This window comes from Streptomyces amakusaensis, from assembly GCF_039532665.1.
Lineage (GTDB): Bacteria > Actinomycetota > Actinomycetes > Streptomycetales > Streptomycetaceae > Streptomyces > Streptomyces amakusaensis.
Genome location: NZ_BAAASB010000005.1, coordinates 1 through 21,400 on the forward strand (window position 1 = coordinate 1; position 21,400 = coordinate 21,400).

General features: G+C 70.6%; 15 protein-coding genes and 2 pseudogenes. 7 read left to right on the plus strand and 10 right to left on the minus strand.

The features are described from left to right. The 4 genes and pseudogenes from ABD371_RS09965 to ABD371_RS09980 form a co-directional block, all read left to right on the plus strand. Positions 1–338: pseudogene (locus ABD371_RS09965) on the plus strand (ABC transporter); the annotation flags it as partial. Continuing rightward, the gene (locus ABD371_RS09970) at positions 335–1,126 is read left to right on the plus strand and encodes an ABC transporter permease (protein WP_344475033.1); all 792 of its coding nucleotides are present in this window, start codon (positions 335–337) and stop codon (positions 1,124–1,126) included. The pseudogene ABD371_RS09965 and the gene ABD371_RS09970, both read left to right, overlap by 4 nt. 66 nt (positions 1,127–1,192) lie before the next feature. Next, positions 1,193–2,458 (plus strand): acyl-CoA thioesterase/bile acid-CoA:amino acid N-acyltransferase family protein, encoded by a 1,266-nt coding sequence (locus tag ABD371_RS09975; RefSeq protein WP_344475035.1) that lies wholly within the window; start codon positions 1,193–1,195, stop codon positions 2,456–2,458. 161 nt (positions 2,459–2,619) lie between these two features. After that, the gene (locus ABD371_RS09980; RefSeq protein ID WP_344475037.1) at positions 2,620–3,828 is read left to right on the plus strand and encodes a serine hydrolase domain-containing protein; all 1,209 of its coding nucleotides are present in this window, start codon (positions 2,620–2,622) and stop codon (positions 3,826–3,828) included. 94 nt (positions 3,829–3,922) lie between these two features. Here ABD371_RS09980 and ABD371_RS09985 read toward each other — a convergent pair whose 3' ends face one another. The 3 genes from ABD371_RS09985 to ABD371_RS09995 form a co-directional block, all read right to left on the minus strand. Beyond that, positions 3,923–4,120, minus strand: coding sequence for a hypothetical protein (locus ABD371_RS09985; protein WP_344475039.1), 198 nt, complete (start codon positions 4,118–4,120; stop codon positions 3,923–3,925). Positions 4,121–4,372: 252 nt separating this feature from the next. Next, positions 4,373–5,152, minus strand: coding sequence for a GntR family transcriptional regulator (locus tag ABD371_RS09990; RefSeq protein WP_344475041.1), 780 nt, complete (start codon positions 5,150–5,152; stop codon positions 4,373–4,375). Continuing rightward, positions 5,149–5,691 carry a GntR family transcriptional regulator gene (locus ABD371_RS09995; protein WP_344475731.1) on the minus strand — a complete coding sequence of 181 codons (543 nt, stop codon included), beginning with the start codon at positions 5,689–5,691 and terminating at the stop codon, positions 5,149–5,151. Before ABD371_RS09995 ends, ABD371_RS09990 begins: the two co-directional genes overlap by 4 nt. Positions 5,692–5,765: 74 nt before the next feature. Here ABD371_RS09995 and ABD371_RS10000 point away from each other — a divergent pair, with 74 nt between their 5' ends. After that, positions 5,766–6,365 (plus strand): ATP-binding protein, encoded by a 600-nt coding sequence (locus tag ABD371_RS10000; protein WP_344475732.1) that lies wholly within the window; start codon positions 5,766–5,768, stop codon positions 6,363–6,365. On the opposite strand, the gene ABD371_RS10005 is transcribed toward ABD371_RS10000, so the two are convergent. The 6 genes from ABD371_RS10005 to ABD371_RS10030 form a co-directional block, all read right to left on the minus strand. Continuing rightward, positions 6,275–7,198, minus strand: a complete 924-nt coding sequence (locus ABD371_RS10005; RefSeq protein WP_344475043.1) for a phosphatase PAP2 family protein — start codon at positions 7,196–7,198, stop codon at positions 6,275–6,277. The two genes, ABD371_RS10000 and ABD371_RS10005, sit on opposite strands and share 91 nt — an antisense overlap. A gap of 116 nt (positions 7,199–7,314) precedes the next feature. After that, positions 7,315–8,415 (minus strand): LacI family DNA-binding transcriptional regulator, encoded by a 1,101-nt coding sequence (locus tag ABD371_RS10010; protein ID WP_344475045.1) that lies wholly within the window; start codon positions 8,413–8,415, stop codon positions 7,315–7,317. A gap of 1 nt (position 8,416) precedes the next feature. Continuing rightward, entirely contained in the window at positions 8,417–10,018 is a 1,602-nt protein-coding gene (locus ABD371_RS10015; protein ID WP_344475047.1) for a glycoside hydrolase family 13 protein, read from the minus strand. 145 nt (positions 10,019–10,163) lie between these two features. Beyond that, complete coding sequence (locus ABD371_RS10020; protein WP_344475733.1) at positions 10,164–11,045, minus strand: sugar ABC transporter permease; 882 nt, start codon at positions 11,043–11,045, stop codon at positions 10,164–10,166. 14 nt (positions 11,046–11,059) lie between these two features. Then, entirely contained in the window at positions 11,060–12,001 is a 942-nt protein-coding gene (locus ABD371_RS10025; protein WP_344475049.1) for a carbohydrate ABC transporter permease, read from the minus strand. 131 nt (positions 12,002–12,132) lie between these two features. Then, on the minus strand, positions 12,133–13,437 hold the full coding sequence (locus ABD371_RS10030; protein ID WP_344475051.1) for an extracellular solute-binding protein: 1,305 nt from the start codon (positions 13,435–13,437) through the stop codon (positions 12,133–12,135). A gap of 340 nt (positions 13,438–13,777) precedes the next feature. On the opposite strand from ABD371_RS10030, the pseudogene ABD371_RS10035 reads away from it, so the two are divergent. Further along, a pseudogene (locus ABD371_RS10035) lies at positions 13,778–15,178 on the plus strand (alpha-amylase); the annotation flags it as partial. A 49-nt stretch (positions 15,179–15,227) separates the two neighbouring features. Further along, positions 15,228–20,576 (plus strand): pullulanase-type alpha-1,6-glucosidase, encoded by a 5,349-nt coding sequence (gene pulA / locus ABD371_RS10040; RefSeq protein WP_381733394.1) that lies wholly within the window; start codon positions 15,228–15,230, stop codon positions 20,574–20,576. A 65-nt stretch (positions 20,577–20,641) separates the two neighbouring features. On the opposite strand, the gene ABD371_RS10045 is transcribed toward pulA, so the two are convergent. Beyond that, on the minus strand, positions 20,642–21,367 hold the full coding sequence (locus ABD371_RS10045) for a TetR/AcrR family transcriptional regulator (protein WP_344475053.1): 726 nt from the start codon (positions 21,365–21,367) through the stop codon (positions 20,642–20,644). Positions 21,368–21,400 lie beyond the last annotated feature (33 nt).

Consider the following 21,400-nt stretch of genomic DNA (forward strand, 5'->3'; position numbering starts at 1 on the left):
ACCGTATCGCCGTGCTCAACGACGGCAGGATCGCGGCCGAAGGGACCGCCGAGGAGCTGAAGCGCCTGATCCCGGGCGGGCACGTCCGGCTCCGCTTCACCGACCCGGCCGCCTACCGCTTCGCCGCTCTCGCGGTGCGCGAGGCCACCGGGGACGACGAGGCGCTGACCCTCCAGATCCCCAGTGGCGGCAGCCAGCGCGAACTGCGCTCCATTCTCGACTGGCTCGACGCGGCCGAGATCGAGGCGGACGAACTCACCGTCCACACCCCCGACCTCGACGACGTCTTCTTCGCCCTCACCGACCCCGCCAACCGCAGCGAGGAGAACGTCCGATGAGCGCCCTCACCCTCGCCGTACGCGACTCGTCGACGATGCTGCGCCGCAACCTCCTGCACGCGTGGCGCTACCCGTCCGGGACGCTCAATCTGCTGCTCACGCCGATCATGATGCTGCTGCTCTTCGTCTACATCTTCGGAGACGTGATGAGCGCGGGCATCGGCGGCGGCGGCGCGGACCGCGCCGACTACATCGCCTACATCGTCCCGGGCCTCCTGCTGATGACCGTCGGCAGCACCGTGATCGGTGCGGCGGTGTCCGTCAGCGTGGACATGACCCAGGGGCTCACCGCCCGCTTCCGCACCATGGCGATCCACCGGGGCTCTCTGCTCGTCGGGCATGTCGTCGGCGGAGTGCTCCAGTCCGTCATGAGCGTGATTCTCGTGGGCGCGGTCGGGGTGGCCATCGGCTTCCGGTCCACGGACGCCACGGCGCTGGAGTGGATCGCGGCGCTCGGGCTGGTCACGCTGTTCGCCCTGGCACTCACCTGGATCGCGGTCGGCATGGGCGCCGCTGCCCCCAACCCCGAGGCGGCGGGCAATATGGCCATGCCGCTGATCCTTCTGCCGCTCATCTCCAGCACATTCATCCCGGTCGGCACGATGCCCGGCTGGTTCCGGCCGATCGCGGAGTACCAGCCGTTCACCCCGGCCATCGAGACCCTGCGGGGCCTGCTGCTCGGCAGCGAGATCGGCCACAACGGCTGGCTCGCGGTCGCCTGGTGCGCCGGCCTGATCGCGCTCGGTCACCGCTGGTCGACGGCGCGGTTCGACCGCGACCCGGAGTAGCCGCGGCCCGCGCGTGATCACGTGCAGGTGTGGCGGGCCGGGCCCGTACCGGAGCACACTGCGAGCATGAGACATGGGGGATACAAGGGGCTGTTGGGGCTGCTGGCCCTCGCCGTGCTCGCGACGGGCTGCACCTCCGGATCCGGCGGTGCGGACGGCTCGGACGGCGACGCCAGCGACAAGGCGGTCATCGAAGTCGACAAACCGACCGCGCTCGTGGATGAGCCGGTACGGATCCGGGTCACCGGCCTGCGCGCCGGGGAGAAGATCACCGTCACCTCCGAGGCCGACGACGCGAACAGCGCCACCTGGTCGGGGAAGGCGGCCTTCACGGCGGACGCCCGGGGCTCGGTGGACCTCACCAGGGCCCGCCCCTCCTCGGGGACGTACAAGGGTGCCGACGGCATGGGCCTCTTCTGGTCGATGGTCCGGGCGGACGGGGCCGACCCCGACGAGAACTCGTTCGCCGCCAATTCGGGGCAGTCCTCCTCGTACACCATGAAACTCGCCGTCGAGGCGGGCGGGCGCACGATCGCCGACCGTGAACTCACCCGTATCTGGCGGGCCGAGAAGGTCACCGTCCGGGAGCTGACCGTCGCCCGCGACAAGGTCGCCGGCCGGCTGCTGCTCCCCGCGAAGGGCGGCCCCGAGCGCGCCCCCGTCCTGCTCTTCGGCGGCTCGGAGGGCGGGGGCAGCTCCTCCCGCAGCACCGCCGCCCTGCTCGCCTCCCGGGGCCATCCGACCCTCCTGCTCTGCTACTTCCGCTGCCCCGGCACCCCCCAGAGCCTCCAGGACGTCCCGCTGGAGTACTTCGCCACCGCGGCCGAACTGCTCGCCGCCCAGCCGGGGGCGGACGCCCGCCGGATGACCGCGATGGGCACCTCCCGGGGCAGCGAGCCCGCCCAGCTGCTGGCCCAGCACTACCCGGACCTGATCCGCGACGCGGTGGTGTTCGCCCCGTCCGACCATGTCGTCGGCTCCTTCCCGCCCGGCGGCAAGGCATGGACCAAGGGCGGCAAGGCGATCCCGGAAGGGCCCATTCCGTACGACCGGATGCGCGGGTCCGTCCTCGCGATCGCCGGCGGCAAGGACACGCTCTGGGCCGCGCGGTCGTTCTCCGAGTCGATCGCCGCCCGCAAGGGCACCCCCGAGCCCCACCGCGCGCTGATCCACCCGGACGCTGGCCACACGGTGGGCTCCTATCCCTATCTGCCCACGGGCACCGTCACCGTGCTCCTCGGCGAACGCCTGCCCCTGGGCGGCACCCGGGCCGCCGACGCCAAGGCCCGCGCGGAGTCCTGGCCCGAGGTGCTCGCCTTCCTCAACCGCTGACCGCAGCCCCCGGCGGGTCCACCAGCCGGGGCCCGGGCCCAACGTTCATCCGGCCATCGCCTCCGGACTTCCGGCCAAGGGTCGTGCAGCGGTCAACCAGTGCATCCGGCGCTGGGTCATCCCGGGTGAAGCACCGGTACGACACACACCAGGAGTGGCGGATGTCAGCGGGAAGCAAAATAAGCAGGACGAGCCTCGTCGGACTGGTCGCGGCGGCGGTGGCCGTCACGGCGTTCACCGTTCCGGCCCAGGCCAGGACCGGGGTCGGGAGCGACGGGGAGAAAGCGGGGAAGGCGCACCAGAAGACCCAGCAGGCGCTGGACGCGCTGGTGACATCGGGGCTGCCCGGGGTCACCGCCGGAGTGCGGGACAAGAACGGTGTCTGGCAGGGCACCGCGGGGGTGGGGGATCTGAGGACGGGCAAGGCGCGCGGGGCGGACGACCGCTTCCGTATCGGCAGCGTCACCAAGACGTTCGTGGCGACCGTGCTGCTCCAGATGGAGGCCGAGGGGAAGCTCAGCCTCGACGACTCCGTGGAGAAGCATCTGCCCGGCGTCGTCCGGGGCAACGGCAACGACGGCCGCCAGATCACCGTACGGCAGCTGCTCAACCACACCAGCGGGATCTTCAACTACACCAGCGACCCGGAGTTCGCCCGCAAACACCTCACCGCCCCCGGCTTCCTCACCCACCGCTACGACACCCTCGCCCCCATGGACCTGGTCAAGGTGGGCCTGTCGCACAAGCCCGACTTCGCGCCCGGGACCAAGCACTCCTACTCCAACACCGGCTATGCCCTGGCCGGGCTGATCATCGAGAAGATCAGCGGCAGCACCTACGAGGACGAGGTGCGCGAGCGGATCATCAAACCGCTCGCCCTGCGCGCCACCAGCCTCCCCGGGAACAACCCCCACCTGCCCAAACCCAGCGCCCGCAACTACTCGACCCTGAGCGACCCCACCGCGACCGAGTTCTACGACGTCACGGCCCACAACATGTCCTGGGGCTGGGCCGCCGGAGACATGATCTCCACCACCGGCGATCTGAACCGGTTCCTCAGCGCACTCATGCGCGGCAAACTCTTCCCCGCCAAGCAGCTCAAAGCCATGAAGACCGCCGTCCCCGCCCCCGGCGACCCCCTCTACACCGGCTACGGCCTCGGCATCTACAACCCCCACAACAGCTGCAACACCACCCTCTGGGGCCACAGCGGCGGCACCCCCGGCGCCGTCACCGAGGCCGTCTCCAGCCCCGACGGCCGCCACACCGTCTCCTACAGCGTCAACAGCGAGGGCGGCGGCGGTGTCATCGACGCCGAATTCTGCGGCGACCCGCACTCCAAGCGCCTGGTGCCCGCCCCGGTCCTCTGACTCAATCTCCACGCATCCGTACGATTCCTGCTCTCGCGGGCTGTCACGGACAGGAAGCCCCGTCAGGATTCACCTGACGGGGCTTCGGCGGAAGCTAGTATCCGCCGCCCAGAGGCAGGTCGGGGAAACTTCGCAACAGGGCTCGCACCGCATCCTTCGATGCGCCCACGCGCGTCTCGAAGTCCCGGTCGTCACCGGTCTCCAGCGCTTCACTCATGAGCGATACAGAGAGGAAGAATTCCTCCCTGGTCATCGTGACGACGACCTCTGCGCCGTGATCGTCCACCTGCATGAAGATTCCGCTCCTATCCCTTTATTTCCCTGAATTCTCTTTCTCCGGCACCCGACTGTCACCCCTGCTCCTGGAGTAAGGCGTCGTCATCCCCTACGCCAGGCTCCGCCTCCAGCGAGACGACATCGACCCTCTCAGTACCGCGCTCGGCGGCCGGGAGACCACCAAGACGGTCCAAGAGAGGGCGGCACCGCCCGCCTCGCCGAGTACGGAGGGGCGGGCGGTGCCGGGGACGGCTGCTTCCGGCCCGGTTCACTCAGGAGCGAACTCGTATCTCAGCTCGTACAGATGACCCGCCTTGACCATCACGGTGGCCTCGACCGGCCGGTCGCCGTCGCTGTAGACCACCCGCAGGGTGCGCAGCACCGGCAGATCGCCGGGCAGCCGCAGCAGCCGGTACTGCTCTTGCGTGGGTACGCGGGCCGACACCAGGTCCACACTGAGCCGGGGCGGAAGGCCCAGATCGGTGAGGAGCGCAGGGGTGCCGCCCTTGAGCCTTCGCTTTTCCGCCAGTGCGGTGCCCCGGGCGATGTCCAGCGGGTAGTAGGACCCGACGAGTTCGGCGGGCTCGCCGTCTACGGAGAGAACCTGTTGCCGCAGCAGCACCGACTGCCCTTCGGGCAGCTCCAGCACAGCGGCGACATCGGCCGGCGGCGCGGTCTCGATCACCTCCAGCAGGGTGCTCTCCGCCCGGGAGCCGTGCTTCTTCAGCTCCGTCAGCCAGGGGTACGGCTCTCCTGCCCCGGCCGTGGCCATGGAGGAGGCGGGGCGCACGGTCCTCTGCCGGTGCTCCCGTACGGTGACGGCCGAGCCCGCGCGTCCGACGACGAGTCCTTCGTCCTTGAGGAGTTGCAGAGCTTTCTGGACGGTGGCGTTCGAGGCGTCGAACCTCGCCTTGAGCTGCACGGTCGAGGGGAGTCTGCCACCGGGTCCCGGATCGCCGCTCATGATCTCGTCGCGCAGATCTGCCGCGATCCGCGCATGCAGGGAGCGGTTGTCGGCGGTACCGGGTTCGGTCGGGGGCACGGTCATCCGATTCTGATCTCGTAGCGCAGCCGCTGGACGTCGGCGGGCATGGTCATCATCTCCACCTGAATCGGCTGGTCGGCGCGGTCCAGTACGGTTCGGGTCAGCCGGAGGACGGGCACGTCCGGTCCGATGTCCAGGGCCTCACACTCCTCGGGGGAGGGCATCCTGGCCGTGACGTCCTCAAGGGCGCGGGCCGCGACATGCCCCAGCCCGGCGAGGAGGGCGACCGCACCGCCGGGGATCTTGGCTGTCTTCGCGAGGCGGGTGCCCGCGCCGATATGGGCCGGGTAATAGGTGTCGGTCAGCTCGCACGGCCGGTCGTCGAGCAGCATCATCCGTCGTCGCACCACGACCGTGGCCCCCTCGGCGACCCGGAGGAGCCGGGCCACGTCGCTCGGTGCGGCGGCCTCGCCCGCGTCGATGACGCGCTGAGTCCCCTTGCGGTTCCGGGAGGCCGCTTCGGTGGCCCAGACGTCGCCCGCCTTCCCGCTCGGCGGTGTCAGATACGGCATTGAGGTGCTGATCCACTCGCCGGTGCCCATGGCGTCCTCCCGTCGGATGGCGTTCTCCTGTCCTTGCTGCCCCACACCGTATGCGTATCACTGCGGCCCCCACCATGAGGGCACCTTGCTGCTTTTCGCGAATAGCGATACGGTCTGGGCGATCTGTAGCTCAGAACCAAGGCGGTGCGCCTCATGCGCGAGCCTTCGTGACAGAGGCTCTCGCGGAGTGGGATTTGACTGATCGGCGGGACGGCATCCGCCTCTGCGTCTCCGAACTGGCCACCAATGCCCCGCTCCACGGTGTGCCGTCGGGCAGGGAGTTCGCTGTGAGTCTCCTCGTCGACGGCGGGTTGCTGCGGCTGGAGGTGCGCTACAGCGGGGGCGGGTGGCCCCAGGTCCGGAACCCGTCCGACGGCGAGGCGGCCGGGCGTGGACTCCATCTGGTCCGGGAGTCGGCCGATGACTTCGGAGTGGTCTGCCACACGGTCGGAAAGGCCGTGTGGTGCGCGTTCAAGACCGAACTCGGCCCGGAAGCGAAACGCTGGCGAAATCCACGCTCACAGCGCGATCGCCCGCGCCCCGACAGGGGTGCGGGCGATCGTTGGGCGAGTGGTCGTACGCGCTACGCCTTCGCCGGCCACAGCCGCCCCCGCGCCGGTTCCCGGACGGGGATCTTGGGGAGCTGGTGGGGAAGGGCCGCGTACCAGGCGTAGGAGACCGCGAAGCCGAAGGCGAGGCAGATGACGCCGCCGACGGCGTCGAGCCAGAAGTGGTTGGCGGTGGCGACGATGACGACGAGGGTGACCGCCGGGTAGAGCAGGCCGAGGACCTTGGCCCAGGGGGTGGTGGCGACGGCGAAGATGATCAGGCCGCACCAGAAGGACCAGCCCATGTGCATGGAGGGCATCGCGGCGTACTGGTTCGACATGTTCTTGAGGTCGCCGGAGGCCATGGAGCCCCAGGTCTCGTGAACGAGCACGGTGTCGATGAAATCCTGGCCGTTCATCAGCCGAGGGGGTGCGAGCGGATACAGGTAGTAGCCGACCAGGGCCACGCCTGTGGTCGCGAAGAGGGCGAGGCGGCCCGCCGCGTAGCGGCCGGGGTGCCAGCGGTAGAGCCAGACCAGGACGCCGATCGTCACGATGAAGTGCAGGGTCGCGTAGTAGTAGTTCATCGACACGATCAGCCATGTGACCGAGTTCGCGGCGTGGTTCACCTTCTCCTCGAAGGCGAGGCCCAGGGACTTCTGGGTCTCCCAGATCCAGTCCGCGTTCCGCAGGGCCTGGGCCTTCTGCTCGGGGACCGCGTTGCGGATCAGGGAGTACGTCCAGTAGCTGACCGCGATCAGCAGGATCTCGAACCAGATGCGGGGGCGGCGCGGGGAGCGCAGCTCCTTCAGCCGGGCGAGCCGGGCGGACCGGCCGGGCCGGCCGGTCGCTCCCGCCCCGGTGCCCGGGGCGCGCGCGGTATCGGCGTCCTCGTCCACCATGGGTGACGGGGTGGTGGCCGTCCGGCCTTCCATAGTTTTCACGGTTGTTTCACCCATGGGGGAAGAGTCTGCCAGACGCGGGCGGACCGTCTGATCATCCTTCGGTCCCTGTTTTCCGCCGTACCGGCTCCATCTTACGGAGGACCCGCCCGTCCCGCGTCCGGCGCAGCCGCTCAGACACGGGCCGGAGCCGGGGCGCCGGGCCCCGAGGCCGTCGAGCCCCGGACCACCAGCTCGGGCATGAAGACGAACTCGCCGTAGGTCGGGGCCGGGGAACCGCCCGCGCCGCCGGGCCCGGACTCGCCCTGGATCTCCTCCAGCAGGGTCCGCACCGCGGCCTGCCCCATCGCGGGGACCGGCTTGCGGACCGTGGTCAGCGGCGGATCGGTGAAGGCGATGAGCGGGGAGTCGTCGAAACCGACCACCGAGACGTCGTCCGGGACCTCCAGACCGCGCTGCCGCACCGCCCGGACCGCCCCCAGCGCCATCATGTCGCTGGCGCACACCACCGCCGTGCAGCCGCGGTCCAGCAGCGCGGACGCCGCCGCCTGGCCGCCCTCCAGTGTGTACAGGGAGTGCTGGATCAGCTCCGCCTCGATCACGGTGGGGGCCAGACCCAGCTGGTCCCCGACCGCCCGGACGAAGCCCTCGATCTTGCGCTGCACGGGCACGAAGCGGCGCGGACCGAGCGCCAGCCCGATTCTGGTGTGGCCGAGCGACACCAGATGCGTCACCGCCAGCTTCATCGCCGCCCGGTCGTCGGGCGAGATGAACGGCGCGCGCACCTTCGGGGAGAAGCCGTCGACCAGGACGTACGGCACCCCCTGGGCGTGCAGCTGCTCATAGCGCCGCATGTCCGCCGTGGTGTCCGCGTGCAGCCCGGAGACGAAGATGATCCCGGCCACCCCCCGGTCCACCAGCATCTCGGTCAGCTCGTCCTCCGTGGACCCGCCGGGGGTCTGGGTGGCGAGCACGGGGGTGTAGCCCTGGCGGGTCAGCGCCTGCCCGATGACCTGCGCCAGGGCGGGGAAGATCGGGTTCTCCAGCTCCGGTGTGATCAGTCCCACCAGTCCCGCGCTGCGCCGGCGCAGCCGTACGGGACGCTCGTAGCCGAGGACGTCCAGTGCGGCGAGGACGGCCTGGCGGGTGGTCGCGGCGACTCCGGGCTTCCCGTTGAGGACGCGGCTCACCGTCGCTTCGCTGACCCCCGCCTGGGCCGCTATGTCTGCCAGTCGTGCGGGTGCGGTCACAGGGGTGGACTGTACCGGGCGCATCTCAGACTGCCCACCAGACACAGGTGTCGCCGGGGACACGGACCTCGCCGCCGCTGAACTCCAGCGCCGCCGAGGAGATCAGCGGGCGCCCCGGAACCGGCAGCACGGCCTCGTCCGCCAGGGTGTTCAGGGTGCAGACCAGCCCGGGACGGCCGAGGGCGAGGACGCCCTCGGGGGAGCGGAGCCACTCCATCGCGCCGTCGCCGAGCCCCGGCAGCGTCTTGCGGAGGGCGATCGCCGAGCGGTACAGCTCCAGCGTGGAGCGCGGGTCGCCGGTCTGCGCCGCGACCGAGAGCCCCTGCCAGGACTCGGGCTGCGGCAGCCAGCTGCCGCCGGGGCCGAAGCCGTACGGAGCCCGGGTGCCCGACCAGGGCAGCGGCACCCGGCAGCCGTCGCGCCGGCCGTCCTGGCCGTCGCCCCGGAAGAACGCCGGGTCCTGGCGCACCGCGTCGGGAAGCTCCGTCACCTCGGGCAGTCCCAGCTCCTCGCCCTGGTAGACATAGGCCGAGCCCGGCAGCGCCAGGGTGAGCAGCGCCGCCGCGCGGGCCCGGCGCAGACCGCGCTCCCCGCCGCCGTAGCGGGTGGTGTGGCGCACCACGTCGTGGTTGGAGAGCACCCAGGTGGTGGGCGCGCCCACGGAGGCCGTCGCGGCGAGCGACTCGTCGATGACCCGGCGCATCGCCGGAGCGTCCCAGTCGCAGGTCAGGAACTGGAAGTTGAAGGCCTGGTGCAGCTCGTCGGGGCGGACGTACAGCGCGAGCCGCTCGGCACTGGGGGCCCAGGCCTCCGCGACGCCGATGCGCTGCCCCGGGTACTCGTCGAGGAGGGCGCGCCAAGCGCGGTGGATCTCGTGCACCCCGTCCTGGTCGAAGAAGGGCAGCACCTGCGCGCCGATCAGCTTGGCCTGCTCGCGCAGCCCGATGTCGGGCAGCCCGGCCGCCTTGACCATGCCGTGCGCGACATCGATCCGGAAGCCGTCCACGCCCAGGTCCAGCCAGAACCGCAGGATCGACTCGAACTCCTCGCGCACCTCGGCCCGGTCCCAGTTGAGGTCCGGCTGCTCGGCGGCGAAGAGATGCAGATACCAGTCACCGGCCCCGGTACGGGTCCACGCCGGGCCGCCGAAGATGGACTCCCAGTCGTTCGGGGGGAGTTCGCCGTGCTCCCCCTTCCCGGGGCGGAAGTGGTACAGCTCGCGCTCGGGACCGCCGGCCAGCGCCGCCTTGAACCAGGCGTGCTGTTCCGAGGTGTGGTTGGGCACGATGTCGACGATGACGCGCAGCCCCAGCCGGTGCGCCTCGGCGACCAGCTCCTCGGCGTCGGAGACGTTCCCGAACAGCGGGTCGACCAGGCGGTAGTCGGAGACGTCGTAGCCGCCGTCGGCCTGCGGGGAGGCGTAGAAGGGGGTGAGCCAGACGGCGTCCACGCCCAGGTCGGCGAGGTGCGGCAGCCGCTCGCGGGCGCCGCGCAGATCGCCGATGCCGTCGCCGTCGCCGTCGGCGAAGGAACGGACGTACACCTGGTAGATGACGGCGTCCCGCCACCAGTCCGCCGAGGCGGCGGCGGGCTGGTCGCTGAGGGTGGGAGCGAGCTCCTGGGTCATGTACGTTCCCTTGTAAGTCGTCAAATACGTGATCGTGCTGGGGTGAAGAGGGATCTTCCCGCTGTACGGGAGGCTGCCCCCGGCGGATGGACGGGCAACGCCCGCCGGATGCGCGGGCCCGCGCCGCGCGCGCCCGTCGCCGCCGTCAGCCCTTGGTTCCGCCCGCCGTGAGCCCGGCGACGAGATGCCGCTGCGCGAAGAAGAAGAGCAGCCCGGCGGGGATCATGATCAGTACGGAGGACGCCGTCAGCAGGCCCCACTCGGCGCGGTGCGGGCCGACGAAGGTCTGGAGGCCGACGGCGAGCGTGTACTTGGTCTCGCTGCTCATGAACTGGCTCGCGAAGGCGACTTCGCCCCAGGCCGTGAGGAAGGTGTAGAACGCGGTCACCGCCAGGCCCGGCCGCGCCAGCGGCATGATCAGCCGCCAGAAGGTGCCGAAGGGGGTGAGCCCGTCCACCCGGCCCGACTCGTCGATCTCGGTGGGGATGGTGTCGAAGTACCCCTTCAGCATCCAGGCGCAGAAGGGCACGGACACCGAGCAGTACGTGAGGATCAGTCCGCCGTGGCTGTCCAGCAGCCCCAGCGCGCCGAGGATATTGTAGAGCGGCACGATCAGCACCGCCACCGGGAACATCTGGCAGACCAGGAAGGTCCACATCAGCGGCGCGTGGCCGGGGAAGCGCATCCGGGAGAGCGCGTAGCCGGCGCTCGCCGAGATGAGGACGCCCACCAGCATGGTGCCGCCCGCGATGGCGATCGAGTTGAGCATCCAGGTGAGGAACTCGGTGTCGCCGAGCACATGGCCGTAGTTGGAGAGCGTGAAGCCCGCCATCTCCAGCGGGGCCGTCCAGCCGCTCTCGCCCCGGATCGAGACCAGGAGGATGAAGACGATCGGGAAGAGCGCGACGAGACAGGCGGCGACGAGGGTGGCGTGCAGGGCGACGGAGGCTCCCCGGGAGCGCTCGGCCCTGCCGCGCACCCTGGTCACGGGCCGGGCGGCGACGGCGGGGCGGACGGCCCCGGACACCTTTTCCGCGGTGGTCACTTGGCGGCCTCCTGGCGCTTGAGCATGCCCCGGTAGAAGACGGAGAAGACCAGGAGCAGCGAGAGGATCACGATTCCGTAGGCGGCGGAGCCCGCGTAGTCCCGTACGCCCTGGAAGGCGAGGCGGTAGGCGTAGGTCACGAGAATCTCGCTCTCGGTGCCGCCCGCCTGCCCGATCACCAGATAGATGACCGGGAACATGTTGAAGGTCCAGATGGTGCCCAGCAGCACGATGGTGGAGCTGACCGGCCGCAGACCGGGCATGGTCACGCTCCAGAACCGCTGCCAGGGGGTGGCCCCGTCCATCTCGGCGGCCTCGTGCAGCTCGCGCGGGATGGACTGGAGGCCGCCGAGTATCGCGAGCATCATGAAGGGGACGCCGAGCCAGGTGTTCACGGCTATGACGGACAGCTTCTGGACGAAGGGGTCGCCGAGCCAGTCGACGGGGCCCATGCCGATTTTGGCGAGCAGCTCGTTGAACACACCGTTGTCGGTGTTGTACATCAGCTTCCAGGCGAACGCGGCGACGAACGCGGGCACCGACCACGGCAGGATCAGCAGCACCCGGTAGAGGGAGCGTCCGCGCATGGGCCGGTTGAGCAGCAGCGCGAGGCCGAGGCCGATCGTGTAGTGCAGGAAGACGCAGCTCGCGGTCCACACCACGGTCCACATCAGCCGGGGGTAGAACGATCCCTCCTGGCCGGAGAGGATGTTCCAGTAGTTGTCCAGGCCGACGAACCGATAGGTCGCCGGGACGGAGAAGTCCCCGATCGTCCGGCCGATGTTGACCTCGTCGGCGTCGGTGAAGGAGAGATAGACGCCCCGGCCCAGCGGATAGCCGACGAGCACGGCGAGGACGACCACCACGGGCAGGACCATGGCCCACGCGTACCAGTGGGTGGTGAAGGACCGTCTGGTCCTGGCTGTCAGGGTGCTCATCTCTCTCCGATGGCTGAAGGGCGGGTGCCGTCCGGTCCGGCCGGGCGGGTGCGCGGGATTCGGTTCCCGCGCCGCGGGGCGCGCTGTGCCCGTCCGGCCGGACCGGGGGTCCGGTGGGTGCGTGGGCCTCGTCAGCCGGTGGTCGTGTAGTCCTTCAGGAGCTTGCTGTTCCACTCCTTCGCGAGGGCGTCGAGGCCGTCCTTCGGGGAGACGTCGCCGCGCAGGATCTTCACGTAGTGCTGGTCGAAGGCGACGAAGAGATCGCCGACGCCGGGGATCACCGGCCGGGGCCTCGCGACGGTCAGCGCCTGCTGGAACGCCTTCTTCGCCGGGTCGGCGGTGACCTCGGCGGTGTACGCAGACTTCCGCGTCGGGAGCGTGTTGATCTCCTTGGCGGTCAGCTCCTGGCTCTTCTTCGAGGCCATGAACTTCACGAAGAGGTACGAGGCGTCCTTGTTCTTCGAGCCCCGGTAGACGGAGTAGTTGTGGCCGCCGATGGGCGCTCCCGCCTTGCCGGCCGAGCCGCCCGGGACATTGGCGATGCCCAGGTTGTCCTTGTCCTTGAACGCCTTGCCCGCGTAGCTGTCGCTCACCGACCACGGCCCGTTGAGGATCATGGCGACCTCGCCGGCCTTGAAGGAGGTCTGGGCCGCGACATAGCCGTCGGTGGTGGCGGGCTTGAGGGCGACGTCGGACCCGGCCAGCTTCAGGGCGGTCTCCATGGCCCTGACGCCCTCGGCCGAGTTGACGGTGATCTTCTTGCCGTCGACGTCGAGCATGTCCGCGCCCTCGCCGTGGAGGAACGGCAGCGAGAAGTAGCCCTCGGGGTTGAGCTGGGTGCCGGTGACGCCCGTCTTCTTCTTGATGGTCTTCGCGGCGGCGATGAACTCGTCCCAGGTGGCCGGGGGCGCGGCGATGCCGGCCTCCTTGAAGATCTTCTTGTTGTAGAGCAGGGCCAGGGTGTCGGTCACCTGCGGCACGCCGACCGTCTCGTTGTTCCACTTGGCGGTGGAGAGCGGGCCGGGCAGGAAGTCCTCCGCGCCCTCCAGCGCGGGGGTGCCGTCCAGCGGCTGGAGATAGCCGAGGTTGGCGAACCCGGCGGACCAGCCCACATCGGTGCGGATGACGTCCGGCGCGCCCTTGCCGGACTGGGCGGCGGTCTTGAACTTCTGCTCCGCCTGGTCGAAGGAGACCGAGGTCCGGTTCACCTTGATCTTCGGGTACTCGGCCTGGAAGGCGGCGATGAGCTTGTCGTACGTGGGGCCCTCGGCCTCGTTGGACGTGTCCCACCAGGTGATGGAGCCCGACACGCTCTGCGGGTCCTCGGCGGCCTTCTTGCCGCTGCTGTCCCCGCCGCTGCCGCTGTCGCCGCCGCACGCGGTGGCGGTCAGGGCCAGTACGCCGGCGATCGCGGCGACCGTTATTCCTCTGCGCATCATGATCTCCCCATTGAGGTCAGGCCCCGCCTGTCCTCGGGCTGGGCTGCTGCGGCGTGAAGTTAACAGTCTTGCAAGACTTTGCGAAAGACCTTGCAGAAAGAAAACGGCAAGATTTCGATGTTGTGACCTCCCTGTGTCCTACAGATGTCCCGGATAGTCCCCAGGGGTTGACCTCCAGTCAGTACGCCTCCTACCGTCTGCTGGCAGGCGGGTCGGGCCAGTTGCTGCAAGAACCTGCAAGATCCATCAGCAACTTTCAGAGAAGCCCGCGAGCGCTTCGGAGCACACCCGCACCCGCACTTCCCCCACGTACGCACAGCGTTGTGCAGGAGGAAACATGTCCGGCATACCCAGAGCCGGGGTCGGCCGACCCCTCGCCGCCCTGCTCGCACTGACGGCCGGGGCGGCGATCGCCGTCACCGCCCCCGCGCCGGAGGCCGTGGCCGCGCCGCCCGGCCCGAAGGACGTGACCGCCGTCCTCTTCGCGTGGCGCTTCGACTCGGTCGCCCGCGCCTGCACCGAGCGGCTCGGACCGGACGGCTACGGCTATGTCCAGGTCTCGCCGCCCCAGGAACACATCCGGGGCGACCAGTGGTGGACCTCGTACCAGCCCGTCAGCTACAGGATCGCGGGCCGGCTCGGCGACCGGGCCTCCTTCGCCGCCATGGTGAACACCTGCCGCACGGCCGGGGTGAAGGTCGTCGCCGACGCGGTGATCAACCACATGGCGGCGGGCGACGGAACCGGCACTGGAGGCTCCGCCTACACCAAGTACAACTACCCCGGCGTCTACTCCGGCTTCGACCTGGACGACTGCCGCTCGGCGATCGCCGACTACCGCGACCGCCACCAGGTCCAGAACTGCGAACTCGTCGGCCTCGCCGACCTCGACACCGGCGAGGAGTACGTCCGGAGCCGCATCGCCGCCTACCTCGATGACCTGCTCTCCCTCGGCGTCGAGGGCTTCCGGATCGACGCGGCCAAACATATGCCCGCCGCCGACCTCGCGCACATCAAGTCCCGGCTGACCAGGCCCGATGTCTACTGGAAGCAGGAGGCGATCCACGGCGACGGAGAGGCCGTCTCGCCGGGCGAGTATCTCGGCAGCGGCGATGTGCAGGAGTTCCGCCACGCCCGCGACCTCAAGCGGGTCTTCCAGCGCGAGAACCTCGCTTACTTGAAGAACTACGGCGAGGGCTGGGGCTATCTGCCGTCCGCGAAGGCCGGGGTCTTCGTCGACAACCACGACACCGAACGCCTCGGCGACACCCTCAACTACAAGGACGGCTCCGCCTACACCCTCGCGAACGTCTTCATGCTGGCCTGGCCCTACGGCTCGCCCGACGTCCACTCCGGCTACGAGTGGAGCGACAAGGACGCGGGCCCGCCGAACGGCGGCCGGGTCACGGCCTGCTGGAGCGACGGCTGGAAGTGCCAGCACGCCTGGCCGGAGATCGCCGCCATGGTCGCCTTCCGCAACACCGCCCACGGACAGCCCGTCACCGACTGGTGGGACGACGGCGGCGACCGGATCGCCTTCGGCCGGGGCGACAAGGCGTATCTCGCCGTCAACCACACCACCACCCCGCTGAGCCGGACCTTCCAGACCTCGCTGCCCGCCGGAACCTACTGCGACGTCCAGTCCCGCCGCCCGGTGACCGTCGACGGCTCCAGCCGTCTCACCGCCACCCTGGCCCCCGGCACCGCCCTCGCCCTCCACGCCGGCGCGAAGAACTGCGCCTGAGCCGGGGGGCGGGCCGCCCTCGTACCCAGCACTGGAGACACTCTTGACACGCCCCAGAACGGCGGCGGTCGCACTGACCGCCGCCCTCTGCGCCACCCTGCTGCCCGGCGCCCCCGCCTTCGCCGCCCCCGCGAAGAAGCCGCCCAAGCCGCCCTCGGATGCACAGCTCGCCGCCGAACCCGCCCGCCACGACCTCACCAGGGAGCAGTTCTACTTCGTCCTCCCCGACCGCTTCGCCAACGGCGACCGCCGCAACGACCGGGGCGGACTGACCGGCTCCAGGCTCAGCCACGGGCACGACCCCACCGACAAGGGCTTCTACCAGGGCGGCGACCTCAAGGGGCTCACCGGCAAGCTGGACTACATCAAGGGCCTCGGCACCACCGCCATCTGGCTCGCGCCGATCTTCAAGAACCGGCCGGTGCAGGGCGAGGGCAATGGGGGTACCTCCCAGGCCGGAGGCTCTGGGGGAACCTCCGCCGGGTACCACGGTTACTGGATCACCGACTTCACCCAGGTCGACCCCCACTTCGGCACCAACGCCGATCTGACGGCCCTCATCGACAAGGCCCATGCCAAGGGCATGAAGGTCTTCTTCGACGTCATCACCAACCACACCGCCGACACCGTCGACTACGCCGAGAAGAAGTACGGCTACAAGCCCAAGGGCGCGTACCCCTACCTCGACCGCACCGGCCGCCCCTTCGACGCCGCCGACCGTGAGCGCATCGGCAGGGTCGGCGCCGACTCCTTCCCGTACACCCCGCGCCCCCGCGACCGGGAGAAGGTCCCCGGCTGGCTCAACGACCCCACGATGTACCACAACCGGGGCGACTCCACCTTCGCGGGCGAAAGCTCCGAGCACGGCGACTTCGCGGGCCTGGACGACCTGTGGACCGAGCGCCCCGAGGTCGTCAGGGGCATGGAGAAGATCTACCAGAAGTGGGTCCGCGACTTCGGCATCGACGGCTTCCGCATCGACACCGTCAAACACGTCGACATGGAGTTCTGGACCCAGTGGGCCACCGCCCTCGACGAGTACGCCGCCCGGCGCGGCCGGGACGACTTCTTCATGTTCGGCGAGGTCTACTCCGGCGACCCGGCGGTCACCGCGCCCTATGTGACCCGGGGCCGGCTCGACTCCACCCTCGACTTCCCCTTCCAGGACGCGGCCCGCGCCGTCGCCTCCCAGCGGGCCCCCGCCGACCGGCTCGCCAAGGTCTTCGCCCAGGACTACCGCTACACCACCGACAAGGCCAACGCCTATGAGCAGGTGACCTTCCTCGGCAACCACGACATGGGCCGCATCGGCACCTTCCTCCAACAGGACAACCCCCGGGCCGGCGACGCCGAACTCACCCGCCGCGCCCGCCTCGCCAACGAGCTGATGTTCCTCAGCCGGGGCAACCCGGTCATCTACTACGGCGACGAACAGGGCTTCACCGGAGCGGGCGGCGACAAGGACTCCCGTCAGACCCTCTTCGCCTCCCGGACCCCCGACTACCTCGACGACGACCAGCTCGGCACCGACCGCACCCACGCCTCCGACGCCTACGACACCGGCCACCCGCTCTACCGCTCCATCGCCGAGCTGTCGAAACTGACCAAGGCCCACCCGGCGCTCCGCGACGGAGTCCAGCGGCAGCGGTACGCGGAAGGCCAGGTCTACGCCCACTCCCGCACCGACGCGGCCGAGCGCCGCGAGTACCTCGTCGCCGTCAACAGCGGCACCGGGCCCCGGACCGTCGAGCTGACCACCGACTCCCCGAACACCGCCTTCCACACGCTGTACGGGGGTGACACCACACCCCGTACCGACGCGGCCGGCCGGCTCACCGTCACCGTCCCGCCCCTGACCTCCCTCGTACTGAGGGCGGACAAGGCGCGGCCGAAGCCCACCGCACAGCCCGTGCTCAGCCTCAGGGCCCCCGCCCCCGGAGCCACCGGCACCGTCGAGATCGACGCCGACCCCGGCGCGGCCGGAGGCAGGGTCGTCTTCGCCGCGCAGATCGGCGACGGCCCCTGGCGCACCCTCGGCTCCGCCGACCACGCCCCCTACCGGGTCACCCAGTACCTCGACGCCACCGTCGAGGCGGGCACCCCGCTCCGCTACAAGGCGGTCGTCGTCGACGCGGCGGGCCGCACCGACAGCGCCACCGGCTCCACCACCGCCGGAGCGACGCCCCCGCCCGCCAAGCCCGTCGCCGTCGACCGCGACTGGGCCGTCGTCCACTACCAGCGCCCCGAAGGGGACTACGCGGGCTGGCGGCTGCGCGCCGGGGGCACCGCCGCCGCCTTCACCGGCCGCGACGCCCACGGCGCGTTCGCCTGGGTCAAGCTCCCCGAGGGCGCGACGACGCTCCCGTACACCGTCGAGAAGGACGGCGTCCCCGACGGGCCCCGGCGCGAGATCGACCTCTCCCGCACCGGCCAGGTCTGGATCACCCAGGGCCGGGACGGCCAGCGCGAAACCGCCCCCGCCGGGACCTATCCGCCGCAGGACAAGGGCAAGGCCGTCATCCACTACCAGCGCCCCGGGGGCGACTACGACGGCTGGGGCCTCCACGTCTGGAACGGCGCGGCGAACCCCACCGACTGGGCCGAGCCGCTGACGCCCGTCCGGAAGGACGCGTACGGAGTGACCTTCGAGGTCCCCCTCGCACCCGGCGCGACCTCGCTCAGCCACATCCTCCACAAGGGCGACGAGAAGGACCTCCCCGGCGACCAGTCCCTCGACCTCGCCACCCACGGCAACGAGGTCTGGCTGCTCTCCGGAGAGCCGAAGCCCCTGCTCCCGCAGGCCGGCGCGGTTCCCTCGCTCGACCTCGGCAAGGCCGAGGCGCAGTGGATCGACCGCGACACCGTCGTCTGGAAGGTGAAGGCCACCGAGGCCACCAGCCAGCAGCTGGTCTACGCGGCGGGCCGCCCGATCTCCGTCACCGGCGGCGCGCTCAGCGACGAGGGCCGCTGGCTGCGGCTCGCCCCCGGCGCACTGACCGAGGCCCAGCGCGCCGCGTACCCGCACCTCCGGGAATACCCGGCGTTCACCGTCGACCCGCGCGACGCCGAGCGGGTACGGGACTCCCTGCGCGGCCAGCTCATCGCCACCCAGCGCAACGCCTCGGGCGCGCTGCTCGCCGCCACCGGGGTGCAGACCGCCGGAGTGCTCGACGATCTGTACGCGGCCCGGGCCACCCGCGCCGCCCTCGGACCGGTCTTCGGCCCCGACGGGGTCACCCTCTCCCTCTGGGCCCCCACCGCCCGTACCGTCGCGCTCGAACTCGACGGGAGGACCGTGCCCATGCGCCGCGACGACGCCAGCGGCGTCTGGTCGGCGAAAGGCCCCCGCAGCTGGCGCGGCGAGCCGTACCGCTACCGGGTCACCGTCTGGGCCCCCAGTGTTCAGAAGACGGTGGTGAACAAGGTCACCGACCCCTACTCCACCGCCCTGACCACCGACTCCGTCCAGAGCATCGCCGTCGACCTCACCGACCCGAAACTCGCCCCCAAGGGCTGGCGGAACCTGAAGAAGCCCGCCGCCGTCCCGCTGCGCGACGCCCAGATCCAGGAACTCCACATCCGCGACTTCTCCATCGCGGACCGCACGGCGAAACACCCCGGCCAGTACCGCGCCTTCACCGACCGCGACTCGGCGGGCAGCAAGCACCTCAAGAAGCTCGCCGACAGCGGAACCTCCTACCTCCACCTCCTGCCCGCCTTCGACATCGGCACCATCCCCGAGCGCGAGTCCGACCGCGAAGAACCCGCGTGCGACCTCTCGGTGTACGCCCCCGACTCCGCCGAACAACAGGCCTGCGTCGCCGAGGCCGCCGCGAAGGACGCCTACAACTGGGGATACGACCCCCTGCACTACACCGTCCCCGAGGGCTCCTACGCCTCCGACCCCGAGGGCGCCCGGCGCACCGTCGAGTTCCGTGAGATGGTCGCCGCGCTGAACGGCCAGGGCCTGCGCACCGTCATGGACGTGGTCTACAACCACACCGTGGCCGCCGGCCAGTCCGAGAAGTCCGTACTCGACAGAATCGTCCCCGGCTACTATCAGCGGCTGCTCGCCGACGGCTCCGTCGCCACCTCCACCTGCTGCGCCAACACCGCCCCCGAGAACGCGATGATGGGCAAGCTGGTGGTGGACTCCGTCGTCACCTGGGCCAGGGAGTACAAGGTCGACGGCTTCCGCTTCGACCTGATGGGCCACCACCCCAAGGCGAACATGCTCGCCGTCCGCGCGGCCCTGGACCGGCTGACCACGGCCCGCGACGGCGTCGACGGGAAGAAGATCGTCCTCTACGGGGAGGGCTGGAACTTCGGCGAGATCGCCGACGACGCCCGCTTCGTCCAGGCCACCCAGAAGAACATGGCCGGCACCGGCATCGCCACCTTCTCCGACCGGGCCCGCGACGCGGTGCGCGGCGGCGGCCCCTTCGACGCCGACCCCGGCGTCCAGGGCTTCGCCTCCGGCCTCTACACCGACCCCAACCCGGCGGCCGACAACGGCGACCGCGCACAGCAGCGCGCCCGGCTGCTGCACTACCAGGACCTCATCAAGGTCGGCCTGACCGGCAATCTCGCCGACTACACCTTCACCGACAGCCGGGGCCGCACCGTCAAGGGCTCCCAGATCGACTACAACGGAGCCCCGGCGGGGTACGCGGACGCCCCGGGCGACGCGCTCGCCGACGCCGACGCCCACGACAACGAGACGCTTTACGACGCGCTCGCGTTCAAGCTCCCCAAGGACACCCCGCCCGCCGACCGGGCCAGGGCGCAGGTCCTCGCCATGGCCACGGCGACGCTCTCCCAGGGGCCCGCGCTCTCCCAGGCCGGGACCGATCTGCTGCGCTCCAAGTCGCTCGACCGCAACTCCTACGACAGCGGCGACTGGTTCAACGCGATCCACTGGGAGTGCCGCGCCGGCAACGGCTTCGGCCGGGGGCTGCCGCCCGCCGCCGACAACCGGGACAAGTGGGAGCACGGCAGGCCGCTGCTGAGCGCCCCCTCGCTCACCGTCGGCTGCCCGCAGATCGACGGGGCGTCCGCCGCCCACCGGGATCTGCTGAAGATCCGCACCACCGAGCCGGTCTTCGGTCTCGCCACCGCCGAACAGGTGCGCTCGACGGTCTCCTTCCCGCTCTCGGGCCCGAACGAGACACCCGGTGTGATCACCATGCGCGCCGGTGACCTGGTCGTCGTCTTCAACGCGACACCCGAGCGCCACACCCAGCGGCCCGCCGGGACCGCCGGGGAGCGGTACGCGCTCCACCCCGTCCAGGCCGGCGGCGCGGACGCGACCGTCAAGTCCTCGGCGTACGAGAGGGAGACGGGAACCTTCTCGGTGCCCGCCCGGACGGTCGCCGTCTTCCAGCGCGGCTGAGCCACCAGCGCACACAGGACGGCCCCGGGTCCCTGCCTTCAGGGTCCCGGGGCCGTTTCCCTGTCTCAGGCCGTACGGTCGGCGACGACCTGCTCCATCACCGTCGGCGCGATCGCCATCAGCCGGTCCACCAGCTCGCCGAACGGGCCTTCCAGCGGCTCCTGCTCCAGGATCCGCACCACCACGGCGGCCATGCCGTCGTCGTACGCCGCGCTCACCGCGCACAGCGCCGCGAAGTCGTGCACCAGCTGGAGCTCCAGCTCGGCGCGGGGGATCTCCCGGCCGTCCAGCCAGAGCAGCGCGGTCGCCTCGGCCAGCGAGACCCAGGAGCGCACCACCAGGGTGAGACGGACCGGCGGCTCCGCGATGTCGAGATGGGACATGATCTGGTCGTAGGCGGCCTGCCGGACATCGTCGATCATCGCGTTCGTGGTGGTGGAGCCGACGGCGGGGCCGCCGCGCATCAGCGCGGAGAAGCCCGGCCCGTGCTCGTCCACGAAGTCGAAGAACCGCTTCATGACCCGCAGCAGCCGCGCGCCCAGCGGGCCTTCGCGCGGCTCGACGAAGCGGGTGGCCAGCTCGTCGGCGGCGCGCCGCAGCGCCGCCTCGTACAGGCTCTGCTTGCCGGGGAAGTAGTGGTAGACGAGCGGCCGGGAGATCCCGGCCGCCGCCGCTATCTCGTCGATCGAGACCTCGTCGGGGGAGCGGGCGCTGAACAGTTCCAGCGCGACACCGATCAGCTGCTGCCTGCGCTCCTCGACGCCCATCCTGCGGCGTACCCCGGTCGTCATGGGCATACCCTACCGACTGGCCTCCGCGCACCA

Bases quoted from the DNA above. Each gene is read 5' to 3' on its own strand.
- ABD371_RS10010 (WP_344475045.1), bottom strand. From the start codon at position 8,415: ATGCGCCCGGTACAGTCCACCCCTGTGACCGCACCCGCACGACTGGCA.
- ABD371_RS09995 (WP_344475731.1), bottom strand. From the start codon at position 5,691: ATGGGCACCGGCGAGTGGATCAGCACCTCAATGCCGTATCTGACACCG.
- ABD371_RS10045 (WP_344475053.1), bottom strand. From the start codon at position 21,367: ATGACGACCGGGGTACGCCGCAGGATGGGCGTCGAGGAGCGCAGGCAG.
- ABD371_RS10025 (WP_344475049.1), bottom strand. From the start codon at position 12,001: ATGAGCACCCTGACAGCCAGGACCAGACGGTCCTTCACCACCCACTGG.
- ABD371_RS10015 (WP_344475047.1), bottom strand. From the start codon at position 10,018: ATGACCCAGGAGCTCGCTCCCACCCTCAGCGACCAGCCCGCCGCCGCC.
- ABD371_RS09975 (WP_344475035.1), top strand. From the start codon at position 1,193: ATGAGACATGGGGGATACAAGGGGCTGTTGGGGCTGCTGGCCCTCGCC.
- ABD371_RS10005 (WP_344475043.1), bottom strand. From the start codon at position 7,198: ATGGGTGAAACAACCGTGAAAACTATGGAAGGCCGGACGGCCACCACC.
- ABD371_RS09985 (WP_344475039.1), bottom strand. From the start codon at position 4,120: ATGCAGGTGGACGATCACGGCGCAGAGGTCGTCGTCACGATGACCAGG.
- ABD371_RS09990 (WP_344475041.1), bottom strand. From the start codon at position 5,152: ATGACCGTGCCCCCGACCGAACCCGGTACCGCCGACAACCGCTCCCTG.
- ABD371_RS09970 (WP_344475033.1), top strand. From the start codon at position 335: ATGAGCGCCCTCACCCTCGCCGTACGCGACTCGTCGACGATGCTGCGC.
- ABD371_RS10030 (WP_344475051.1), bottom strand. From the start codon at position 13,437: ATGCGCAGAGGAATAACGGTCGCCGCGATCGCCGGCGTACTGGCCCTG.
- ABD371_RS10000 (WP_344475732.1), top strand. From the start codon at position 5,766: ATGAGGGCACCTTGCTGCTTTTCGCGAATAGCGATACGGTCTGGGCGA.
- ABD371_RS09980 (WP_344475037.1), top strand. From the start codon at position 2,620: ATGTCAGCGGGAAGCAAAATAAGCAGGACGAGCCTCGTCGGACTGGTC.